20 protein-coding genes are annotated in these 19,752 nt (G+C 62.6%); 9 read left to right on the forward strand and 11 right to left on the reverse strand.

Annotated features, from left to right (window positions below):
* The first annotated feature begins 40 nt into the window (after positions 1–40).
* A complete protein-coding gene (recR, locus tag DFO48_RS00305) occupies positions 41–631 on the forward strand; it encodes a recombination mediator RecR (protein WP_003066191.1) in 591 nt (196 codons plus the stop codon).
* Between the two features lie 127 nt (positions 632–758).
* On the opposite strand, the gene DFO48_RS00310 is transcribed toward recR, so the two are convergent.
* Positions 759–2,294 carry a transglycosylase SLT domain-containing protein gene (locus DFO48_RS00310; protein WP_003080869.1) on the reverse strand — a complete coding sequence of 512 codons (1,536 nt, stop codon included), beginning with the start codon at positions 2,292–2,294 and terminating at the stop codon, positions 759–761.
* Complete coding sequence (gene gloB, locus DFO48_RS00315; RefSeq protein WP_114862201.1) at positions 2,294–3,067, reverse strand: hydroxyacylglutathione hydrolase; 774 nt, start codon at positions 3,065–3,067, stop codon at positions 2,294–2,296. Before gloB ends, DFO48_RS00310 begins: the two co-directional genes overlap by 1 nt.
* A 19-nt stretch (positions 3,068–3,086) precedes the next feature.
* Here gloB and DFO48_RS00320 point away from each other — a divergent pair, with 19 nt between their 5' ends.
* On the forward strand, positions 3,087–3,920 hold the full coding sequence (locus DFO48_RS00320; protein ID WP_114862202.1) for a class I SAM-dependent methyltransferase: 834 nt from the start codon (positions 3,087–3,089) through the stop codon (positions 3,918–3,920).
* Positions 3,917–4,366: a ribonuclease HI gene (rnhA, locus tag DFO48_RS00325; protein WP_003056672.1), complete on the forward strand. Its 450-nt coding sequence runs from the start codon at positions 3,917–3,919 to the stop codon at positions 4,364–4,366. Before DFO48_RS00320 ends, rnhA begins: the two co-directional genes overlap by 4 nt.
* A 27-nt stretch (positions 4,367–4,393) precedes the next feature.
* Here the strand turns inward: rnhA and DFO48_RS00330 are convergent, their stop codons facing one another.
* The 6 genes from DFO48_RS00330 to DFO48_RS00355 form a co-directional block, all read right to left on the reverse strand.
* Positions 4,394–4,720 (reverse strand): thioredoxin family protein, encoded by a 327-nt coding sequence (locus tag DFO48_RS00330; protein ID WP_114862203.1) that lies wholly within the window; start codon positions 4,718–4,720, stop codon positions 4,394–4,396.
* 53 nt (positions 4,721–4,773) lie between these two features.
* Positions 4,774–6,147 carry a molybdopterin molybdotransferase MoeA gene (locus DFO48_RS00335; RefSeq protein ID WP_114862204.1) on the reverse strand — a complete coding sequence of 458 codons (1,374 nt, stop codon included), beginning with the start codon at positions 6,145–6,147 and terminating at the stop codon, positions 4,774–4,776.
* An 87-nt stretch (positions 6,148–6,234) separates the two neighbouring features.
* Positions 6,235–6,900, reverse strand: a complete 666-nt coding sequence (gene mobA, locus DFO48_RS00340; RefSeq protein ID WP_114862205.1) for a molybdenum cofactor guanylyltransferase MobA — start codon at positions 6,898–6,900, stop codon at positions 6,235–6,237.
* Positions 6,893–8,035: a GTP 3',8-cyclase MoaA gene (gene moaA, locus DFO48_RS00345; RefSeq protein ID WP_114862206.1), complete on the reverse strand. Its 1,143-nt coding sequence runs from the start codon at positions 8,033–8,035 to the stop codon at positions 6,893–6,895. The genes mobA and moaA overlap by 8 nt, the downstream gene beginning before the upstream one ends.
* 97 nt (positions 8,036–8,132) lie before the next feature.
* Entirely contained in the window at positions 8,133–8,717 is a 585-nt protein-coding gene (locus DFO48_RS00350; RefSeq protein WP_114862207.1) for a DUF2889 domain-containing protein, read from the reverse strand.
* A gap of 188 nt (positions 8,718–8,905) precedes the next feature.
* On the reverse strand, positions 8,906–9,718 hold the full coding sequence (locus tag DFO48_RS00355) for a Crp/Fnr family transcriptional regulator (protein ID WP_370449540.1): 813 nt from the start codon (positions 9,716–9,718) through the stop codon (positions 8,906–8,908).
* Positions 9,719–9,779: 61 nt separating this feature from the next.
* On the opposite strand from DFO48_RS00355, the gene DFO48_RS00360 reads away from it, so the two are divergent.
* From DFO48_RS00360 to DFO48_RS00375, 4 genes are all read left to right on the forward strand, one after another.
* Positions 9,780–10,304 (forward strand): DUF962 domain-containing protein, encoded by a 525-nt coding sequence (locus DFO48_RS00360; RefSeq protein WP_114862208.1) that lies wholly within the window; start codon positions 9,780–9,782, stop codon positions 10,302–10,304.
* A gap of 227 nt (positions 10,305–10,531) precedes the next feature.
* On the forward strand, positions 10,532–11,059 hold the full coding sequence (gene ppa / locus DFO48_RS00365; RefSeq protein ID WP_003080844.1) for an inorganic diphosphatase: 528 nt from the start codon (positions 10,532–10,534) through the stop codon (positions 11,057–11,059).
* 139 nt (positions 11,060–11,198) lie between these two features.
* Positions 11,199–12,962: a methyl-accepting chemotaxis protein gene (locus DFO48_RS00370; RefSeq protein WP_114862666.1), complete on the forward strand. Its 1,764-nt coding sequence runs from the start codon at positions 11,199–11,201 to the stop codon at positions 12,960–12,962.
* A 430-nt stretch (positions 12,963–13,392) separates the two neighbouring features.
* Complete coding sequence (locus DFO48_RS00375) at positions 13,393–15,162, forward strand: methyl-accepting chemotaxis protein (protein ID WP_003080838.1); 1,770 nt, start codon at positions 13,393–13,395, stop codon at positions 15,160–15,162.
* 59 nt (positions 15,163–15,221) lie between these two features.
* On the opposite strand, the gene DFO48_RS00380 is transcribed toward DFO48_RS00375, so the two are convergent.
* Complete coding sequence (locus DFO48_RS00380) at positions 15,222–16,583, reverse strand: GNAT family N-acetyltransferase (RefSeq protein WP_199406926.1); 1,362 nt, start codon at positions 16,581–16,583, stop codon at positions 15,222–15,224.
* On the opposite strand from DFO48_RS00380, the gene DFO48_RS00385 reads away from it, so the two are divergent.
* Together DFO48_RS00385 and DFO48_RS00390 are read left to right on the forward strand one after the other, a co-directional pair.
* Positions 16,582–18,228 carry an NAD+ synthase gene (locus tag DFO48_RS00385; RefSeq protein WP_114862209.1) on the forward strand — a complete coding sequence of 549 codons (1,647 nt, stop codon included), beginning with the start codon at positions 16,582–16,584 and terminating at the stop codon, positions 18,226–18,228. The genes DFO48_RS00380 and DFO48_RS00385 overlap by 2 nt on opposite strands.
* Positions 18,229–18,279: 51 nt before the next feature.
* Positions 18,280–18,618, forward strand: a complete 339-nt coding sequence (locus DFO48_RS00390) for a P-II family nitrogen regulator (RefSeq protein ID WP_003056652.1) — start codon at positions 18,280–18,282, stop codon at positions 18,616–18,618.
* Between the two features lie 134 nt (positions 18,619–18,752).
* Here the strand turns inward: DFO48_RS00390 and DFO48_RS00395 are convergent, their stop codons facing one another.
* Both DFO48_RS00395 and DFO48_RS00400 read right to left on the reverse strand, forming a co-directional pair.
* Positions 18,753–19,346 carry a TIGR00730 family Rossman fold protein gene (locus DFO48_RS00395; RefSeq protein ID WP_003080827.1) on the reverse strand — a complete coding sequence of 198 codons (594 nt, stop codon included), beginning with the start codon at positions 19,344–19,346 and terminating at the stop codon, positions 18,753–18,755.
* A complete protein-coding gene (locus DFO48_RS00400) occupies positions 19,343–19,741 on the reverse strand; it encodes a diacylglycerol kinase (RefSeq protein ID WP_034350025.1) in 399 nt (132 codons plus the stop codon). The genes DFO48_RS00395 and DFO48_RS00400 overlap by 4 nt, the downstream gene beginning before the upstream one ends.
* Between the last annotated feature and the right edge of the window lie 11 nt (positions 19,742–19,752).

Here is a 19,752-nt window from a genome sequence, read left to right on the forward strand (position 1 = left end):
GGCAGATCGCTTTTTTTCTGGTGACTGAAAGGACAAGCCCGTGTCTGATGTGCAATCTCTGGATGCCTTGATCGAGGCCTTGCGCCGGCTGCCGGGCGTGGGCATCAAGTCGGCGCAGCGCATGGCGTTTCATTTGCTGCAGCGTGATCAGGCCGGGGCGCTGCAGCTGGCGCGGGCGCTGGATTCTGCGGTGAACTCGGTGCATCACTGCGAGCGCTGCCACACGTTTACCGAAGGCGCTATCTGCAGCATCTGTGATGACGCCGGGCGCGATGGGGCGCGTCTGTGCGTGGTCGAGGCGCCGGCCGATCTGGCTGCCATGGAGCGCACGGGGGCCTACCAGGGCTACTACTATGTGCTGATGGGGCGGCTGTCGCCGCTCGATGGCGTGGGTCCCAAGGAAATCGGCATGAAGCAGTTGCTGGAGCGTGCCTGTGACGGCGTGGTGCAGGAGGTGATTCTGGCCACCAGCTTCACGGCCGAGGGTGAGGCCACGGCCCACGCAGTCAGCGAGGCGCTCAAGTCGCGCGGCATTCTGGTCACGCGGCTGGCACGTGGCGTGCCGATAGGCAGCGAACTCGAATATGTGGATCTGGGCACGATTGCCCACGCACTGGTGGACAGGCGCTGAAAATATGGCTTGAATTGGCTGTCGGCGCCTTTTTATAAAGCGCATGCTGCTATTGATTTCTTTGAATGAACAGAGAAAAAAGCCCGCTGGTTTTGAAAACAGCGGGCTTTTTTGCGGGCGGTGAAGCTTATTTACGCTTCTTGGCTGGTGTGCCGCCGCGTGCCTTGGGTTCGCTCTTGCCGCCGCGGGGCGCGGGGGCGCTGCTGGTCTTGGCGCTCTTGCTGGTGGCGGCTGCCACCTTGCTGCCGCCACGGGTGTTGCGGGCTGACTCGCGTGGGCTGTCGTTGGCCTCGGCGCGTGCGCTGCGGGCTGCGCGGCTGGGCAGGTAGGCAATCAGCGACTGGCCGGGGCGCAAGGATGCCGTGGACTTGAGGTCGTTCCAGTCCGCGAGGTTGGAGACGCTGATGCCATAGCGGCTGGCCACGCTGACCAGCGTATCGCGCTTGCGCGCCTTGACCGTGGTGCGCACGGTCACGACTTCAGGTGCGAAGGAGATCTGACCGTTGTCGGCCACATGGCCGGGCACATCAGTCTTGACATTGGCATCGCGCGGCACCATCAGAGCCGATCCTGCCTTGATCAACATGCGCGGCGGGATGTTGTTGATGGCGCGCAGATCGGCTTCGCCCAGGCCTGCACGCTGGGCGGCTTCGGCCACGGTGATGGTGGTTGGCACGGTCCACACTGTCCAGCTGGCGAACTGGCCTTCGCTATAGGCCTGCAAATTGCGGCGGAAAACCTTGGCGTTGTCCCAGGGCAGCAGCACCTGCGGCGTGGCGCGCGCAAAGATCACCGGCTTGTGAAAGCTGGGGTTGAGTGCCTTGAAGTCCTTGACGCTGACATCGGCCAGCTTGGCCACCAGCTCCACGTCAATGTCGTGCGGCAGATCCACGGCCTGGAAATAGGGGTGGTTTTCGATGATGGGAAGCTCGGTGTTGAACTTCTCGGGTTCGGCCACGATGTTCTTGACGGCTTGCAGCTTGGGCACGTAGTTGCGGGTTTCGGCCGGCATCTGCAGGTCGAGGTAGCCAGCGGGCTGGCCCAGCTTTTCGTTGCGCTTGATGGCGCGGCCGACGCTGCCCTCTCCCCAGTTATAGGCGGCCAGGGCCAGATGCCAGTCGCCGAACATGTTGTAGAGCTTTTGCAGATAGTCGAGCGCGGCACGGGTCGAGGCCAGCACATCGCGGCGATCATCGCGGAAGACATTCTGCTTGAGGTCGAAATAGGTGCCCGTGGCCGGCATGAACTGCCACATGCCGGCCGCCTTGGCGCTGGATACGGCCTGAGGGTTGAAGGCGCTCTCGATGAAGGGCAACAGCGCCAGCTCTGTCGGCATATTGCGGCGCTCCAGTTCCTCGACGATGTGGAACAGGTATTTGCTCGATCGCTCCGTCATGCGCTGGATGTAGTCGGGGCGCGTGGCATACCACTGCTCCTGGTTCTGGACCAGGTCCTGCTCAAGATTGGGCATGGCAAAGCCCTTGCGGATGCGAACCCAGAGATCGCCCGTGGCTTCCAGTTCAGCGACTTCGGAGCTGCCGACTTTGCCCTGGCCCAGGGGTTTGAGAGGGCCGTTCGGATACATGGGGTCGACGCTGCTGGTGGTAGCGCAGCCGGTCAATATCAGTGCGCTTGTCAGCAGCAGGGTGGATAGCAGCTTCATCAGAAAACGTTTTTCCATTGGCGCAGGGTAGCCAGCACGCTGGCGGGCTCCTCAGGCCTGGTTTGAGGATCATGGTGCACGGCGGCTGCGATCACATCGGCAGCGCGGCTTCGCATGAACGGGTTGATGGCCAGCTCGGTCTGCAATGTGGAGGGCAGCGTGGGCCGCCCGCTCTTGCGCAGTAGCTGGCAATGTTCCAGATACTGAGCCAGTTCCGGATTGTTTGGTTCCACGGCCTGCGCAAATCGCAGGTTGGAAATTGTGTACTCATGTGCGCAGCACACCAGCGTGTTGGCTGGCAGGGCGGCCAGTGCGTCCAGCGAAGCCTGCATCTGCGCTGCCGTGCCTTCGAAAAGGCGACCGCAGCCGCCCGAGAACAGCGTGTCGCCGCAGAACAGCAGGGGCTGGTCTTGCGCCTGGGTACTGAAGAAGGCGATATGACCGCTGGTGTGCCCAGGCACATCGATGACCCGCCAGGGGCCGCCGAGCAGCTCCACGCTGTCGCCGCCCTGCACGCGTGTGACGGGCTCGGGCAGGGACTCGTAGGCGGGGCCCCAGACAGGGGCGCCAGTGGCCTCACGAATGGCCTCGACGCCGGCCACATGGTCGGCATGATGGTGGGTGACTAAAATGCCCTGCAGTTTCAGACCCCGCTGTGCCAATGTGCTCAGCACAGGCTCGGCCTGACCCGGATCGACGACCACGGCATGTTCTGCATCGTGGAGCATCCAGATGTAGTTGTCGGAGAAAGCGGGAATGGGCAACAGGTTCATGAACTGCAAAATTATAGAGATGCATCACTGGACGGATTCAGCCCTCGGGCACTATCTCCTGGAATGGGAGCAGCAGCGCTTTGACGAGGCGGTGGCCGATATCTTTGGCTACCATGCCTTGCAGCTGGGCTTGCCGCAGTTGCAAGGCCTGCGCGGCAACCGCATGCCTCATCGCTGGCTGGCGCTGGAGGGCCTGGATCCCGTTTCGGATGCAAAAGCAGGCACTGTAGCGCAAGCGAAGGCGGCTGCAGTGTCGCAGCAGCAGCCGACCGTTGATGAAGTACAGAATTTTGCCCCGTTGATGCCGGCGCTCAGAACCGCCCCGGAAGCCCTGCCTTTTGCCGAGGCCAGCCTCGACCTGCTGCTGATGCCGCATACGCTGGAGGCCTCCAACGACCCGCATGCCGCGCTGCGCGAGGCTGCGCGTGTGCTGGTGCCCGAAGGTCGGTTGGTGATCAGCGGGCTGAACCCCTCCAGTCTGCTGGGCTTGCAGCGCCGTGTGGAGCGCAGTGCGGGTTATTTGCCGGACCTGAGCCTGGGCGTGGGCTACTGGCGCTTGCGCGATTGGCTGCGATTGCTGAGCTTCGAGATCGAAGCAGTGCAATTTGGCTGTTATCGTCCTGCTACTCAAAGTGAAAAGTGGCTGAGCCGCTGGCAGTTCATGGAAGGCTTGGGCCACCGCTGCTGGCCGGTGATGGGGGGCGTCTATTGCGTGGTGGCCGTCAAGCGCGTGCAGGGCATGCGGCTGATGAGCCCGAGCTGGCGCAAGAACAGCGTGCCAGCTGGCATGAAAGCGCCCGTGACCCAGAGACAGCCGCCGGACATGTCCTGGCGTAACAAGGAAGAAAATTGAATCAAGTTGTGATCTATACCGACGGTGCCTGCAAGGGCAATCCCGGCCCTGGCGGCTGGGGAGCATTGCTGCAGGCCGGATCGGCACAGAAGGAGCTCTTCGGTGGTGAACTGGGAACCACCAATAACCGCATGGAACTCAAGGCCGTGATCGAGGCGCTGTCTGCGCTCAAGCGTCCCTGCGATGTGGTGTTGTATCTGGACAGTCAGTACGTGCGCAAAGGCATTACCGAGTGGATCCAGGGTTGGAAGGCCAAAGGCTGGGTTACCGCTTCCAAAGAACCCGTCAAGAATGTCGAACTCTGGAAGCAGCTGGACGCGCTGGTGCAGGGCAGCGGCCACCGTATCGACTGGCGCTGGGTCAAGGGTCATGCCGGAGACCCCGGCAACGAGCGCGCCGATGCGCTTGCCAACAAGGGCGTGGAGCTGGCGCTCAAGAACGGCTGAGCCAGGAGCCGGACCCGTTGCGCTGGCTCAGCTCGTGATCTGGGCCAGCGCTTCTTGGATCTGCTGCTCGGATTCGGGGCGCACGATGCGCGCCACTTCCTTGCCGTCACGCAGAAAAATCAGCGTGGGCCAGAGCTTGACGCGATAGCTGCGTCCCAGCGGCCGGCCGGGACCGTCTTCCACCTTGATGTGCGCCACTTCCGGCTGGGCTTCCAGCGCAGCCTGCAACAGCGGCTGGGCGCGCTGGCAGTAGCCGCACCAGGGCGTGCCGAATTCCAGCAAATTCGCGCCCTTGAGCGCATCGATGGCCTGCCTTGTGGGTTCTGTGGCCCAGTGGGTGGCTTGGTATGGCATGAAATATTTTCCAGAATGGATCGAGGGTCTAAGCGCAGACGGCAAGTCTGTCTTCAGATCAGGCCTTGCAGCAGCAGGACGTTGACGGATTCTCCGGGCAGGACATCGCCGCGCGCATCGTCGAGCACGATGATGCAGTCGGCTGCGACCATGGAGCTGAGCACGCCCGAGCCTTGCGGGCCCGTGGTGCGCACGGCGGCCTGGCCCTTCTCATTGAGTTCGAGTACGCCGCGCAGATATTCGGTACGACCCGGGCGTTTGCGCAGGCGCTCGCTGCTGATCGCCTGCAGCAATGGCACGGGGGCGCCGCGTTCGCCTGCCAGCATGGCCAGGGCCGGGCGCACGAACATCAGAAAGCTCACCATGGCGGCCACCGGGTTGCCTGGCAGTCCCAGCAGCACCGCAGGGCGCTGAGTGGGTGGCGGATTGCTCAGATTTTGGGAGCTGTTTGCGCTTGTCTTGATGGGGATACCTGCCGATTTGGTCAAGGAGATCCCGCCAGCGGGAGCGAGCAGGCCCACCGCCAGTGGCCGACCGGGACGCATGGCTACTAGCCAGAACTGCACGGTGCCCAGGCGTTGCAACATCGCGCGGGTGTGGTCGGCCTCGCCGGCGCTGATGCCGCCACTGGTCAGCACCACATCGGCCAGGGTGGCTGCTTCGCGCAGGCGCTCTTCCAGCGCGGCCGGCTCATCGGGCACGGCTCCCAGATCCAGCACATGGGCACCCAGTCGGCGCAACAGCGCTTGCAGGCTGAAGCGGTTGCTGTCGTAGATGGCTCCTTCGCGCGGCTCGGCGCCTGGGCTCAGCAGCTCGTCGCCGGTGGAGAAGTAAGCCACGCTGAGCCTGCGCCGCACGTTGACCTGGCCCAGTCCCAGACTGGCCAGCAGGCCAAGAGCGGCTGGTGTGAGACGCTGGCCGGCCTGCAGCGCCACAGAGCCTTGCTCCAGGTCTTCGCCGCGCAGACGACGATTGGCGCCCGCACGCAGGGCATGGCCGTCAAACTGAATGCATTCCTGGTCAGCGCTGGCCTGCTCGTGGGCGACTACCGTGTCCGCACCCACAGGCATGACCGCACCCGTCATGATCTTCACGCATTGGCCCGCGCCAAGCCGGCCTTGCCAGGGCCCTCCTGCCAGCGCCGTTCCCACCACACGAAGCATCAGTGGCCGGTCAGGCTGCGCCTGCTCCAGCTCACTGCCGGCAAAGGCATAGCCGTCCATGGCGCTGTTGTCATGGGGGGGGACGTTGACTGGGCAGATCACATCGGCTGCCAGCACACGATCCAGAGCATCGGGCAGGGCGACGGCTTCCACCTCGGCGACCGCACCCAGCGGCTGCAGCAAGGCTTGCAGCTGTTGCAGCACCTGGTCAGTGGTCAGCGTCTGGGCGCTGGTGGAGGCGGCAGGTTGAAAAGTCGCAGTCATAACAGCAAAAAATAAAAAATACCTCATGACGGATGTGGCCATGGGGCTGCGTGGCACTTTACGCTTTTGGCTGGTGGTGCCGGTGACTCAGGATTGGCGTTCGGGGGCGATTTGCTCCAGATCAAGCAACTGGGCCAGCGTGTTGGCGTTGCTGAAGGCCTGCTCGTCCCCGGGGCGATCAAATAGGGCCTGGGCGCAGCGATGCTGGCCGGTCCAGGCGTCTATCTTGCGGCCGCCGCTGGTGATGAAGCGCTCAAGGCTGGAGGCGAGCCCTGCCCGCAGCAGGCAGAACACGGGCTGGGCGCGCAGTTGCGGCGATTGCCCCGGCTTGGAATGCTCGGTATCCCAGCCGTGAGCGATGACGATATCGGCATCGCCGCGCGAGGCCAGCATTTGCGCCGCCAGATCGAGGGGCAGCAGCGGTGTATCGCAGGGCACGCAAAGCAGCCATGGCGTGCGGCAATGCGCGAGGCCGGCCATGAATCCCGCCAACGGGCCGGGGTAGTCGGGAAGGCTGTCGGCGCAGACCTCGGCAGCCAGTGACTGGCCCAGCTCGGCATAGGCCGCTGCATTGCGATTGGCATTGATGAGCAGGGGGCCGACCTGGGGCGCAAGGCGCTGCAATGCATGCAGTGCCAGCGGCAAGCCTTGAAAACGCTGCAGGCCCTTGTCCACGCCGCCCATGCGCGCGCCGCGTCCCCCGGCCAGCACGCAGCCGGTGATCTGCTCAGGAGTGATGTGTGAGTCAGCCACCGATATAGCTCATCTCGATGCGTCGACCTTGCCGCACTGGCGCCACATCGGGGGGCATTTCGCTGCGCAGCTGCGAGTAGCGATCGTCGCGCTGCTGCCAGATGGGGGCGATGGCGCCGGCAATCTCGGCATCGCTGGCGCCGCTGCGCAGCAGGCTTCGCAAGTCCCAGCCCTGGCTGGCGAACAGGCACAGATAGAGCTGGCCCTCGGTGGACAGGCGTGCGCGGTTGCAGTCGCCGCAGAAAGCATGGGTCACACTGCTGATGACGCCCACCTCGCCCAGTTGCGGATCATATTGACCGCTGGCATCGGCATAGCCCCAGCGCACGGCGGTCTCGCCCGGGGCACTGGGCGCCAGCGGGATCAGCGGCAGCTCGGCGCGCAGACGCGCTATGACCTCGTCCGAGGGAAGCACCTCGTCCATGCGCCAGCCGTTGGTGGCGCCCACGTCCATGTATTCGATGAAGCGCAGCGTGATTCCCGTGCCGCGGAAGTAGCGGGCCATGGGCAGGATCTGGTCGTCATTGGTGCCGCGCTTGACCACCATGTTGACCTTGATGTGCGACAGGCCCACGGCCTGCGCAGCCTCGATGCCGGCCAGCACATCGGTCACGGGAAAGTCCACATCGTTCATGCGCCGGAACACGGCGTCGTCCAGTCCGTCGAGGCTGACGGTCACGCGATTCAGGCCGGCGTCCTTCAGAGCGCGGGCCTTGCGTGCCAGCAGCGAGGCGTTGGTGGTCAGTGTCAGGTCCAGCGGCTGGCCATCGGGCGTACGCAGCTCGGCCAGCTGGGCGATCAGGGCTTCGATGTTCTTGCGCAGCAGCGGCTCGCCGCCGGTCAGGCGCAGCTTGCGCACGCCATGGGCGACAAACAATCTGGCCAGGCGCGTAATTTCCTCGAAGCTCAACAGCGAGCTGTGGGGCAGATATTGGTAGTTCTTGTCAAAAACTTCCTTGGGCATGCAGTAGTTGCAGCGGAAGTTGCAGCGGTCGGTGACGCTGATGCGCAGGTCGCGCAAAGGCCGCCCCCATTGATCCTGCAGCAGCCCGGTAGGGGCCTGCAGGGGGCTGGGGACGATTGCGCTGCGGGTTGCCGTACGCTCATCGACCAAGGGGATCACACGTTCTGCCATGGGCTCGATTGTGCCGCAAGCGCGAAGTCCGGGCCGGCTGCGGGCTTGTTGTAGGCTATCAAAATTGATAGCTGGTAGCGCTTGTCGGTATTGTGGATCAGGCTTGTGTAGTGGTTTCCCTTGGTTGCTGCTGGGTCAGCGGCTGCCAGTTTTTGAACTCGGGGTAGAACTCGGCCACGCCGGGGCCGTTGAAGTCCCAGCCCAGGCATTGGCCCAGGTGTCGAGGCGGCAGGCCCGAGCCATTGGGGCCGAACTGGTTGAGCACGGTGTGAAAAGCGGGCGTTGCCATATTGAACAGCAGCTCGCGCAGATGCGTGCAGCCCACCACCCCGCCCAGATTGTCGGCAATGGCACGGCGCCAGCCGCGGGCTATGCAGCAGCCCACCATCTTCTGCATGGACTTTGTGGCCTGGGGGCAGTGGCCCAGAGGGTGGTCGTCCATGGCAGCCTCTATGCCGTGCACCACCATGTCGGCATCGATGGTCAGGCGGATCCACATATGGTGAATCGGCTTGCCTGCCGGCACTTTGCGGCGGCCGTGCAGCTCGATGTCATAGGTTTTCTGGTCGATCAGCTCGGCTTCCACATCCCACATGCCGTCATCACGGGCATAGCCCCGGTATTTGACGTCGCGCATATTGATGGGGACTGGCGTGCGGCTGGCGCTGGGAGGCAGGGGCATGGGGTATCCGTTGTTATGGCGGGCGACGACGACGGCATGTCGGAACCTGGCTGGGTCGCCCGCGCTGATTCTTGAACCGGGTCTGCTGCGTCAGACCCGATTTCATTATCAAAGAGATAGCAGGCTTGTCCAGTACCAAGCGGACAGCGGGGCGGCAGGGGCGAGCCCCTCGTCCCGGCGGCAAGCGCCTAGCTGCTCGTGGGTATCTGCCCGGTGAGCGCTGCAGCCTTGAGTGCGGCCAGGTCGAGAACTTCCAGTTTGCCGCGCCGCAGTTGCAACCAGCCGGCCTGCTGCAGCTCCTGCAGGATCTGGTTGGTGGTCTGGCGTGACAGGCCCAGCATGCGTGCGATCTGCTCCTGCGAGACTGCCAGTTCGCGGTGAGTGCGCATGCGATCGGCCCATTGCTCGTGGCCCATGGCCATCTGCACCAGGCGGCACATCACGCGCTGCGGTGCAGGCAGCACGGTCTGCTCCTCCAGCGCAATCAGGCTGGAGCGCAGCTTGTGCGTCAGCAGCAAGGCCATGTGGCGCCAGCAATGCGGGTTGGCATCCAGCCACTCGCGCAGCGGCGGTATCGGGATATGCAGCAGGGCGCAGGCGGTGTTGGCGCAGGCATCGTGGGTACGGGGCTCGCCATCGAAGAGGGCGATCTCGCCCAGCCAGCTCGGCGGCTCGATCAGGGTCAGCAAGGCTGTGCGGGTGTTTTCCTGAAGTGCTGCCGTGCCGGAGATGCTGAGTGAGCCCCTGGCCACCGCATACAGGCCGCAGGGGGCATCGCCGCGGCGAAAAAGCCATTCGCCAGCGGTCAGCAGCCTTGGCTGGGCCAGTTGCTGCATCTGGGCGGTCAACTCCGGCGGCAGGGAGCGGAACCAGCGTCCGGCCTGCACAATGGCCCAGAGGTCATTGGAGTTGACATGCTCGAAGCTGCCGCGCTGGCGTGCAGTGGGCACTGAGGCCAATGCAGGCCTGGGTGAGGGGTTTAGCGCTTGTGTCGGTGGCATGACAGACGGCAAGGTTGATGCTGCGTCACCATGCTCTGACAAGCGACCAGGAGATACAGCGATGAAAACCCTAATCGATCAACTGTCCAACTACGCCGACTACCACCGCGACCCGCGCAATATCGTCACGCACTACATAGGCGTACCCATGATCATGCAGGCAGTGGTGATTTTGCTGGCCAGGCTGCAATGGGGAACGCTTGGCGGTGTACCGATCTCGCTGGCCCTGCTGGCAGCGGTTGCTGCCGCGGTGTATTACTGGCGACTGGACGGGCGCTATGGCTTGTTCATGAGCGTGCTGCTGGCCGCCATGCTGGCGCTGGCCACTCCCATCGCCGCGCAGCCCATGGGCAACTGGCTGGCCTGGGGGCTGGGTTTGTTTGCGCTGGGCTGGGTGATCCAGTTCATCGGTCACTACTGGGAAGGACGCAAGCCCGCCTTTTTTGACGATGTGATGGGCCTGCTGATAGGCCCGCTGTTTGTGGCGGCCGAGCTGGGCTTTGCGCTCGGGCTGCGCAAGGAAGTGCAGGCGGCGATGGAGCAGCGCAGCGGCCCCGTGCGTCGCCGGCACCCGGTGAACGCCTGATATGCTCTGGTTCTGAGAGCTAAGTCCGCTGTATGTATATTGGTTTGAGTGAGTTTTTATGGGTATTGTGGCTAGCGGCGCCTGGCGGTAATACACAACTACGCGTGCATCTTTCAAACATGTAATGCCTGCGTTAGGGTCATGCGCCTAAAATCGCGGGTTGACCCTCGGGGGCTGATGCCTTGTTGGCTCTTGCGGGGCTTTTTGTATTACTTCACCCAACCATCATGTCTCTGAACAATGTGACCCCCGGCTCCAAGACGCCTGAAGTCTTCAACGTCGTCATCGAAATCTCGGCCAACTCGGCTCCCGTGAAGTACGAAGTGGACAAGGAGTCCGGCTGCCTGTTCGTGGATCGTTTCCTGGGCACTGCCATGCACTACCCCGTGAACTACGGCTACGTGCCCAAGACCCTGTCTGGCGACGGTGACCCCGTGGACGTGCTGGTGATGACTCCCTTCCCCCTGCCCAGCGGCGTGGTGGTGCCCTGCCGTGCCATCGGCATTCTGGAGATGGAAGACGAGTCCGGCGTCGACGGCAAGGTGCTGGCAGTGCCCACACAGAAGCTGCTGCCTTCCTACGACAAGATCAACCACCTCAGCGACATCCATGAGCTGACCCTGCAGCAGATCGCCCACTTCTTCGAGCACTACAAGGATCTGGAAAAGGGCAAGTGGGTCAAGGTTCTGGGTTGGAAGGGTGTGGACGCAGCACACAAGGAAATCGTGGACGGTATCGCCAACTACAAGGGCTGATCCAAACTAGTAAAGGGTCTCTAACCTTTACTTGCAGAGAAGCCCAGCAATCTGCATATATACAATTTGAAACGCACCCGGCGGACCTCGCTTGGTGCGTTTTTTTATGGCCTGCATCGATAAATACGAGGGGGAGCGCATGAGTTGGAAGATTTCGGACTGGCGCGTGGGGACCAAGTTGGGCATCAGCTTTACGGCGCTGGTGTTGTTGTCTGCATTGCTCGGGCTGGTGGCCTGGTTGCAGCTGTCCAGCATTCATGCAGCGGGCCGCGAGGTATCCGAGGTGGCGCTGCCCAGCGTCTACAACGCAGCCTCCATGCGTTCCGAGTACAACCGGCTGCGCCGCCATGAGGCAGGTATCGCCACCGCTCGCACCCTGGTCGAGATTGAAGGCTATGAGCAGCAGATCCAGCAGCGCCTGAAAACCATTGCCGAGCAGGAGAAAGTGGTCAACGACCTGATTGCGAGTCAGCCGCTGCGCGAGGCCTACGAGGGCTATCAGGCCAACAAGGCGAATTTCCTGAAGTTGCACGAGCAGTTGCTGGCACGGGCACGTGATGGCGACTACAACACCGTGGACAGCCAGGCAGGCATGGCCGACGAGCTGGGACTGTTCTTTGCCGGGCTGTCCGAACAGGCCTTCAGCCAGCTGGCGGAAAGCACGGGCAAGCTGATGACGCAGCAGCTCGAGAACGCGGCCAAGGCCCAGCAGGCCGAAAAGTCCAGTTTCGAGCTGGCCCGCTACTGGCTGCTAGGCACGCTGGCGCTGGTGGTGCTGTTTGCCGCCGTGGTCGGCATTGCGATGACACGTGCCATCACGGCCCCCGTGGCCACGGCCGTGGAGCTGGCGCAGGCCGTGGCTGCCGGCAGACTGGGCATGGTAGTGAAGAACCAGCGCCGCGATGAAATGGGCTTGCTGCTCAATGCGCTGGAAGACATGCGTCGGCAGCTGTCCGCCGTGGTCCAGGATGTGCGCGGCAATGCCCATGGCGTGGCCCTGGCGTCCAACGAAATCGCTCAGGGCAATGCGGATCTCTCGGCGCGCACCGAAAGCCAGGCCAGCGCCCTGGAGGAAACGGCGGCATCCATGGAGCAGCTGGGCTCGACCGTGCGTCAGAACGCCGACAACGCCCAGACCGCCAATCAAATGGCAAAGAATGCCTCCGATGTCGCGGGTCGCGGCGGGGATGTGGTTGCCCAGGTGGTGGACACCATGAAGGGCATCAACGACAGCAGCCGCCAGATCGCCGACATCATCGGCGTGATCGACTCGATTGCCTTCCAGACCAATATCCTGGCCCTGAATGCGGCCGTGGAAGCCGCGCGTGCCGGCGAGCAAGGCCGTGGCTTTGCCGTGGTGGCGGGAGAGGTGCGCACGCTGGCCCAGCGCAGCGCCGAGGCGGCCAAGGAAATCAAGCAGCTCATCCATGCCAGCGTGGAGCGCGTGGAGCAAGGCTCGCAGCTGGTGGACAAGGCCGGGGACACCATGGCTGAAATCGTGACGGCCATAGGCCGTGTGACGGACATCATGGGCGAGATCAGCGCGGCCAGCCGTGAGCAGAGCCAGGGCGTGGCCCAGGTGGGCGAAGCCGTCACCCAGATGGATCAGACCACACAGCAGAATGCGGCCCTGGTGGAGCAGAGCGCGGCAGCTGCCGACTCTTTGCAGCGCCAGGCCAAGGCTCTGGTCGATTCGGTGGCGATTTTTCAGTTGGGGAATCAGGCCCAGAGCTTTGCCACTTCGGCGCTGAAAAATCGGGTCGAGCCGGTTGCAAAGGCCGGCATGAGCGCTGGCCCGAGGGCTGCTGCGTTAGCCGATCAAGGCCCGGGCAAGGCTGTGCTGGCGTCAGTCAAAACGGCTCAGCCCGCTTTGACCAATGACCAGGATTGGGAGCAGTTCTGAGGTATTGCCAGTTTCAACGACTTCTGTCTCAGAACCCCGATAGCGAACGCTGTCGGGGTTTTTTTACAAGCTTTCTTCAAACTGTCTTGATATTGATCAAGAAGAGGGGTGGCTTGATGCTTTTTCAAGGTTATGTAGGTTGCGATGGCATCGAGAATCTCTGTTGTCACTTGTTAGTAACTTTAAGTAACTTTGGTGCGGCGTAAGTGACTGCCTACATGACTGTAGGCTCTTGAAGATAGGCAAGGACTATGAAACTGGAAACAATTGAAAACATATAAGCCGGTATCAAGGATCATTCCATCTCTGGCATGCCATTCAGAGAGATATTCCCGATCGAGCAGAAAAAATTGAATCCTTGCGCTTCGTGGGCATGGATTCAAAAGAAGTATTTATAAAAACTAATTGGTAATAGAGGGAGGTGCAATCAATGAAAAGCATCAAAATCTCCACGCGGATTCTCGGCACGTTCGGGGTTCTGGTCTTGCTGCTGGTCGTGGTGGTTGCCATGGCACTGCTGCAGCTGCGCTCCATGCGCTCCAGCGCTGAAACCATCACCGGCAATGCGTTGCCCAGCGTGGAAGTGATCAATACCCTCAATACCGACCTGGCGCGCACCCGCTTGCTCGAGTTGCGGCATGTCAACAATGACGAGCCTGGCTATATGGCTCGGGTGGAAGCTCAATTCGAGCAATTGCAGAAACACCTGGCGGAGGCAAAAAAGCTCTATGAGCCCTTGATTGTCACTGCCGAGGAGCGCGAGCTCTACACGCAGTTCCTGCGCGAACGGGAGCGTTACGTCGAGTTGAACAAGCAACTGTTCGAAATTTCGCGTCGAGGCGATAAAGAGCAGGCCAAGCAATTGTTGGGAGGGGAATCTCTCAAGCTCTATGACCAGTCTTCGGCGACTCTGCAAAAGCTGATCAAGTTCAACGGCGATGTGGCAAGGGGCGAGACGCTGGCTTCGGAGAAGGTTTACGACCGGGCTGTGAGCATGCTTGCCTTGGCTGCCCTGGTTGCGGTGCTGGTGGCTGCAGGGGCAGGCATCTGGCTGGTGCGTTCCATCCGTGCGCCGCTGGAGCAGGCGATGCAGGCCGCGGACCGCGTGGCCAATGGGGATCTGAGCGGCGTCATCCGCGTGGAGCGACAGGACGAAACAGGCCGCTTGCTCGGCGCCCTGGAGCGTATGCAAAACAGTCTGGTGCAGACCGTGCGCACGGTGCGCCAGAACGCGGAAGGCGTGGCCTCGGCCAGTTCGCAGATTGCCTCGGGCAACGCCGATCTCTCCGGTCGCACCGAGGAGCAGGCCAGTGCGCTGGAGGAAACCGCCGCCTCCATGGAGCAGCTGGGCTCTACCGTGCGCCAGAACGCCGATAACGCCCGTGCTGCCAATCAAATGGCGATGAATGCTTCCCAGGTGGCAGCGCAGGGCGGTGCCGTGGTGGCTGAAGTGGTGGAAACCATGAAGGGCATCAACAACAGCAGCCAGCAGATTGCCGACATCATCACGGTCATCGACTCCATCGCCTTCCAGACCAATATCCTGGCGCTGAATGCGGCTGTGGAAGCAGCGCGCGCCGGTGAGCAGGGCCGTGGTTTTGCCGTGGTGGCGGGCGAGGTGCGTACCCTGGCCCAGCGCAGTGCCGAGGCCGCCAAGGAAATCAAGGCCTTGATCAGCACCAGCGTGCAGCGGGTGGAGCAGGGCACGCAGCTGGTGGACAAGGCCGGTGCCACCATGGCCGACATCGTGTCGGCGATCAGCAGGGTGACGGATCTGATGGCCGAGATCAGTGCCGCCAGCCAGGAGCAGAGCCAGGGTGTGGCCCAGGTTGGCGAGGCGGTGACGCAGATGGATCAGACGACGCAGCAAAACGCGGCGCTGGTGGAGGAAAGTGCTGCCGCCGCCGGCGCGCTGCGCAAGCAGGCGCAGGATCTGGTTCAGGCCGTGGCGGTCTTCCAGCTGCCTGCCAGTGCGCTTTATGACCAGGCACCCAAGGCTGCAGCCCGCGCAACGGCACCGGCCGTGGTCGCCGCTGCCGCCCCGGCGCGTCAGGCACCTGTGCGTCGTGTGGCCACCCGTCCTGCCCCCATGCCGGCAGCCCCGCGCTCTTTGATGGGGGGCGCTGTTGCGGGTGAATCTGCACCTGCCCGCAATGCGCCCAAGTCCTCGCTGAACGAGGATGACTGGGAAACCTTCTGAATGTCCCCCGGAGTCTGAGCTTCAAGGCCGCTGCAAAGTGGCCTTTTTTGTCTCTGCCTTCAGGTCTTGCGCAGCGGGCTATGGGATTGCAGCTCCTGCACATACTGGGCCATGCCTTCGCCTTCGCGCTGCAAAAAGCGCTCGATGGCATCGGCAAAAGCCGGGTGGGCCACCCAGTGGGCACTCGGCGTTTCCACGGGCAGCAGCGCGCGGGCCATCTTGTGCTCGCCCTGGGCGCCGCCCTCGAAGCGGGCAAAGCCGTTGGCGATGCACCATTCGATGGGCTGGTAGTAACAGGCTTCGAAATGCAAGCTGTCGATCCGCTCCAGAGCGCCCCAGTAGCGGCCATAGGCGACATTGTTATTGATAGCTGCTTGCGCTTGTCCACCATCAAAAACCAATGGTTTTAATGCTGAATTCATTGGTTGATGGGCGGTAATAGCTATCAAACTTGATGCTACAGGTTGTCCGTTGCGCTCGGCAATGAACATCACCCAGTTCTCGGGCATGGCAGAGGCTATGGCGGCAAAGAACTCCGGTGTCAGATATGGCGGGTTGCCATGCTCCAGGTAGGTGCGCTCGTAGCAACGGTAGAAGAAGGACCAGTCCTGCGCACCAATGTCGCGGCCCTGCAGGGCCTTGAAGCTCACGCCGGCCTCGACAACCTTGCGCCGCTCCTGGCGGATCTTCTTGCGCTTTTCCTGGTTCAGCGAGCCCAGAAAATCGTCGAAGTCCTTCCAGCAGGGAGGTGTCGTTGCGGTGCCGGCGCAGGCCTGCATGCTGGCGGGTTCTGCCTTGGCGGGCACGGTGGTGCGCGCAGTGGGGAGCGCGGGCGGCGTGTTCGTCCAGTGAAACTGCACCGTGCTGCGCTGCATCCAGCCGGCCGCAGCGCAGGCGGCAAGGTCATCGGCATCGCCAAACAGCAGGTGCAGCGATGACAGCTGCTGCTCGGCTGCCCAGGCCTGGACGGCATGCACCAGCGCCACGCGCAGCGCCTGGCTGCGTGCCAGCAGACGCGAGCCGGGAACGGGCGTGAAGGGGACGGCCAGCAAGCCCTTGGGGTAGTAAGGCAGGCCATGCTGCTGATAGGCGCGCGCCCAGGCCCAGTCGAAGACATATTCGCCGTAAGAGTGGGTCTTGATGTAGAGGGGGCAGGCAGCCAGCAGCTCATCGCCATCCCAGACGGTGATGACCCGGGCGATCCAGCCGGTGTCGGGCGTGGCGCTGCCGCTTTGCTCCATGGCCGCCAGGTATTCGTGGCGCATGAAGGGCGTGGGCGTGGATTGAGAGGCCAGCAGCACATTCCAGGTTTGTGCGTCCAGCTGCTGCACGCTGGCAAGCACGCGAGTGATAATCTTGTTTTCGGCCATGCCCTGATTGTCGCGGGGGCTGGTGGCCTCACCGCCTAGCTTGCTTTTCATGACGCTTTCCATTTGCTGTGCCCAACGCAATTTTGTTGTGGGAGACCTCTCTGGCAATGTCCAGAAAATCATCGCCGCTGCTGCTGAAGCTTATGCCAACGGTGCCCGCCTGCTGCTCACGCCCGAGCTTGCCCTGTGCGGCTACGCGGCTGAGGATCTGTATCTGCGTCCGGCATTCTTGGAGGCCTGCGACGCGGCCCTGCAGCAGTTGCAGCAAGCCAGTGTCCAATGGCCGGGACTGGCGCTGGTCATCGGTCACCCGCAGCGCGATGCGCAAGGTGAGAAACTGTTCAACGCTGCCAGCGTGCTGCGCGATGGTCAGCAGATTGCGCGCTATTTCAAGCAACTGCTGCCCAATTTTGGCGTGTTCGACGAGCAGCGCTACTTTGCGGCCGGCGAAGAGAGCTGTGTCTTTGAGCTCGACGGCATCCAGATCGGGGTGCTGATTTGCGAAGACGCCTGGCATGCCGGCCCGGCTCGTACCGCCGTGGCCGCAGGCGCCCAGTTGCTGGTCGTCATCAATGCCTCGCCATTTCATAGTGGCAAACCCCTGGAGCGCGAGGCGGTGATAGCGCAGCGCGCCGTGGAAAACGCGGTCCCACTGGTCTATGCCCATCTGGTGGGCGGCCAGGACGAAGTCGTGTTCGACGGCTGCTCGTTTGCGGTGGCTGCCAGCGGTCAGGTGGCGGCTCGCGCGGCAGCTTTCGAGGAAGAGCTGCCCATGGTGGCCGCGCAACTGGTGGATGGATGCGTGACGCTGATGGGCCAAGTCAAGCCCCAGCTGAGCCACCACCATGCGCTTTGGTCTGCGCTGGTGCTGTCCGTGCGCGACTATGTCGGCAAGAACCGTTTTCCGGGGGCACTCATCGGCCTGTCGGGCGGCATGGACTCGGCCCTGGTACTGGCTATCGCCGTGGACGCGCTGGGGGCGGACAAGGTGCGCACGGTCATGATGCCTTCGCCCTATACGGCCGATATCAGCTGGCTTGATGCGCGCGAGATGTCCGAGCGCGTGGGCGTGCAGCACGAAGAGATCGATATCGCGCCGCAGTTCGAAGCCTTCAAGGCTGCGCTGGCAGGCACTTTTGCCGGGCGCGCCGAAGACACGACCGAGGAAAACCTGCAAGCCCGTATTCGCGGTACCTTGCTGATGGCCATGAGCAACAAGTTTGGCTCCATCGTGCTGACCACAGGCAACAAGAGCGAGATGTCCACCGGCTATTGCACGCTGTACGGCGACATGGCCGGAGGCTTTGCCGTCATCAAGGATGTGTTCAAGACAGAGGTTTTTGCGCTGGCACGCTGGCGCAATGCCAACGACCCCTTCGGCACGGGGCTCGATCCCATTCCCGAGCGCATCATCACGCGTCCGCCCAGCGCCGAGTTGCGCCCCGATCAGAAGGATCAGGACAGTCTGCCGGACTACGAGGTGCTGGATGCCATCGTGTCCCGTTACATGGAAAACAACGAGAGCATAAGCTCCATCGTCGCCGAGGGTTTTGCGCCGGCGGATGTGGAGCGAGTCACGCGTCTGATACAAATCAACGAGTACAAGCGTCGCCAGGCGCCGGTCGGTCCACGCCTGACGATGCGCAGCTTTGGCAAGGACTGGCGCTACCCCATCACCAACAAATTTCGCGCCTGAGGCTCTGCCTCCGGTGTTTTGCCGATTTCAATCAATTGAGGAACCAGCCCCATGAAAATGATTACCGCCGTCATCAAGCCCTTCAAGCTCGAGGAAGTGCGCGAGGCCCTGGCCGAGTGTGGGGTGAATGGTCTGACCGTGACCGAAGTCAAGGGTTTTGGTCGCCAGAAGGGCCATACCGAGCTCTATCGTGGCGCTGAGTATGTGGTCGATTTCCTGCCCAAGGTGAAGATCGAAGTCGTGGTGCGAGATGAGGACGTGGACCGCTGCGTGGATGCAGTCGTCAATGTCGCGCGCACCGGCAAGATTGGTGACGGCAAGATCTTCATCACCCCCGTGGAGCGGGTGGTGCGCATCCGCACGGGCGAGCTGGACGACACTGCTGTCTGAGCCGCCATGTCGCGCCCCTGTCATGCGCCCCAGTCAAAAAGCCAGACCTTGAGTCTGGCTTTTTTCATGGCCCGGAGCCGGGCGTGCGCATTGCCTGCAGGCCGGCGGATGCCGCCCTGCAGGGTTTTCAGGGCTCAGATCACCGAGCGCAGAGGCGGGGTATCCAGTTGGCTGCCGGCATTCTGGACGAGATTTTGCAGCAGGGCCGAGGTGTCGCTGCTGCTTTCGATCAGGCCCATCTGCCACTCGCCCATGAAGCCGTTGCCCACACAGGACTGAAGAAACTGCAGCATGGCGTCGTAATAGCCATCCACATTGAGAATGCCGACGGGCTTGTCGTGGTAGCCCAGCTGGCGCCAGGTCCAGACTTCGAACAGCTCTTCAAACGTGCCGATGCCGCCGGGCAGGGCCACGAAGGCATCGCTGCGCTCGGCCATCATGGCCTTGCGTTCGTGCATGTTCTTGACGATGTGCAGTTCGTCGCAGGCCTGGTTGGCCAGTTCCTTGTCGACCAGTGCCTGAGGGATGATGCCGACGACGCGGCCGCCAGCTTGTTGCGTGGCTTCGGCCACCACGCCCATCAGGCCGCTGCGTCCACCGCCATAGACCAGCTGGCCGCCGCGCGAGCCTATCCATTGGCCCACGGCCTTGGCGACTTCGGTGAATTGAGGGTTGGTGCCGGGGCGTGAGCCGCAGTACACGCAAATGGAAAAAGCGGGTTGAGTCATACGATGAAACGGTGATAAAGAGCGGCAGCCCAGACGGCTGCGCACAGGCACAGGGCCAGAAATACGGCGGCGCTGCCCATGTCCTTGGCTTTCTTGGATAGCTCGTGCCATTCGGGGCCGATACGGTCTATGGCTGCCTCTATGCCGGTATTGAGCAATTCCACAATGAGCACCAGGATGACGCTGCCGGCCAGCAGCGCTGTCTGCTCCCAGCTCTGGCCCAGCCAGAGCGCCAGAGGAATCATGACAGCAGCACAGATGGCTTCTTGCTGAAATGCCTTTTCATGCCAGCCGGCCTTGAGGCCAGCCAGCGAGTAGCCGCCGGCATGCAGCACCCGGGACAGTCCGGTACGGCTTTTTTGCGGGTTGACGGGGTCGGGTGAGGAGGTGCTCATGGAGAGGTCGG

The organism is Comamonas sp. AG1104, from assembly GCF_003350425.1.
Classification (GTDB): Bacteria; Pseudomonadota; Gammaproteobacteria; order Burkholderiales; family Burkholderiaceae_C; genus Comamonas; species Comamonas testosteroni.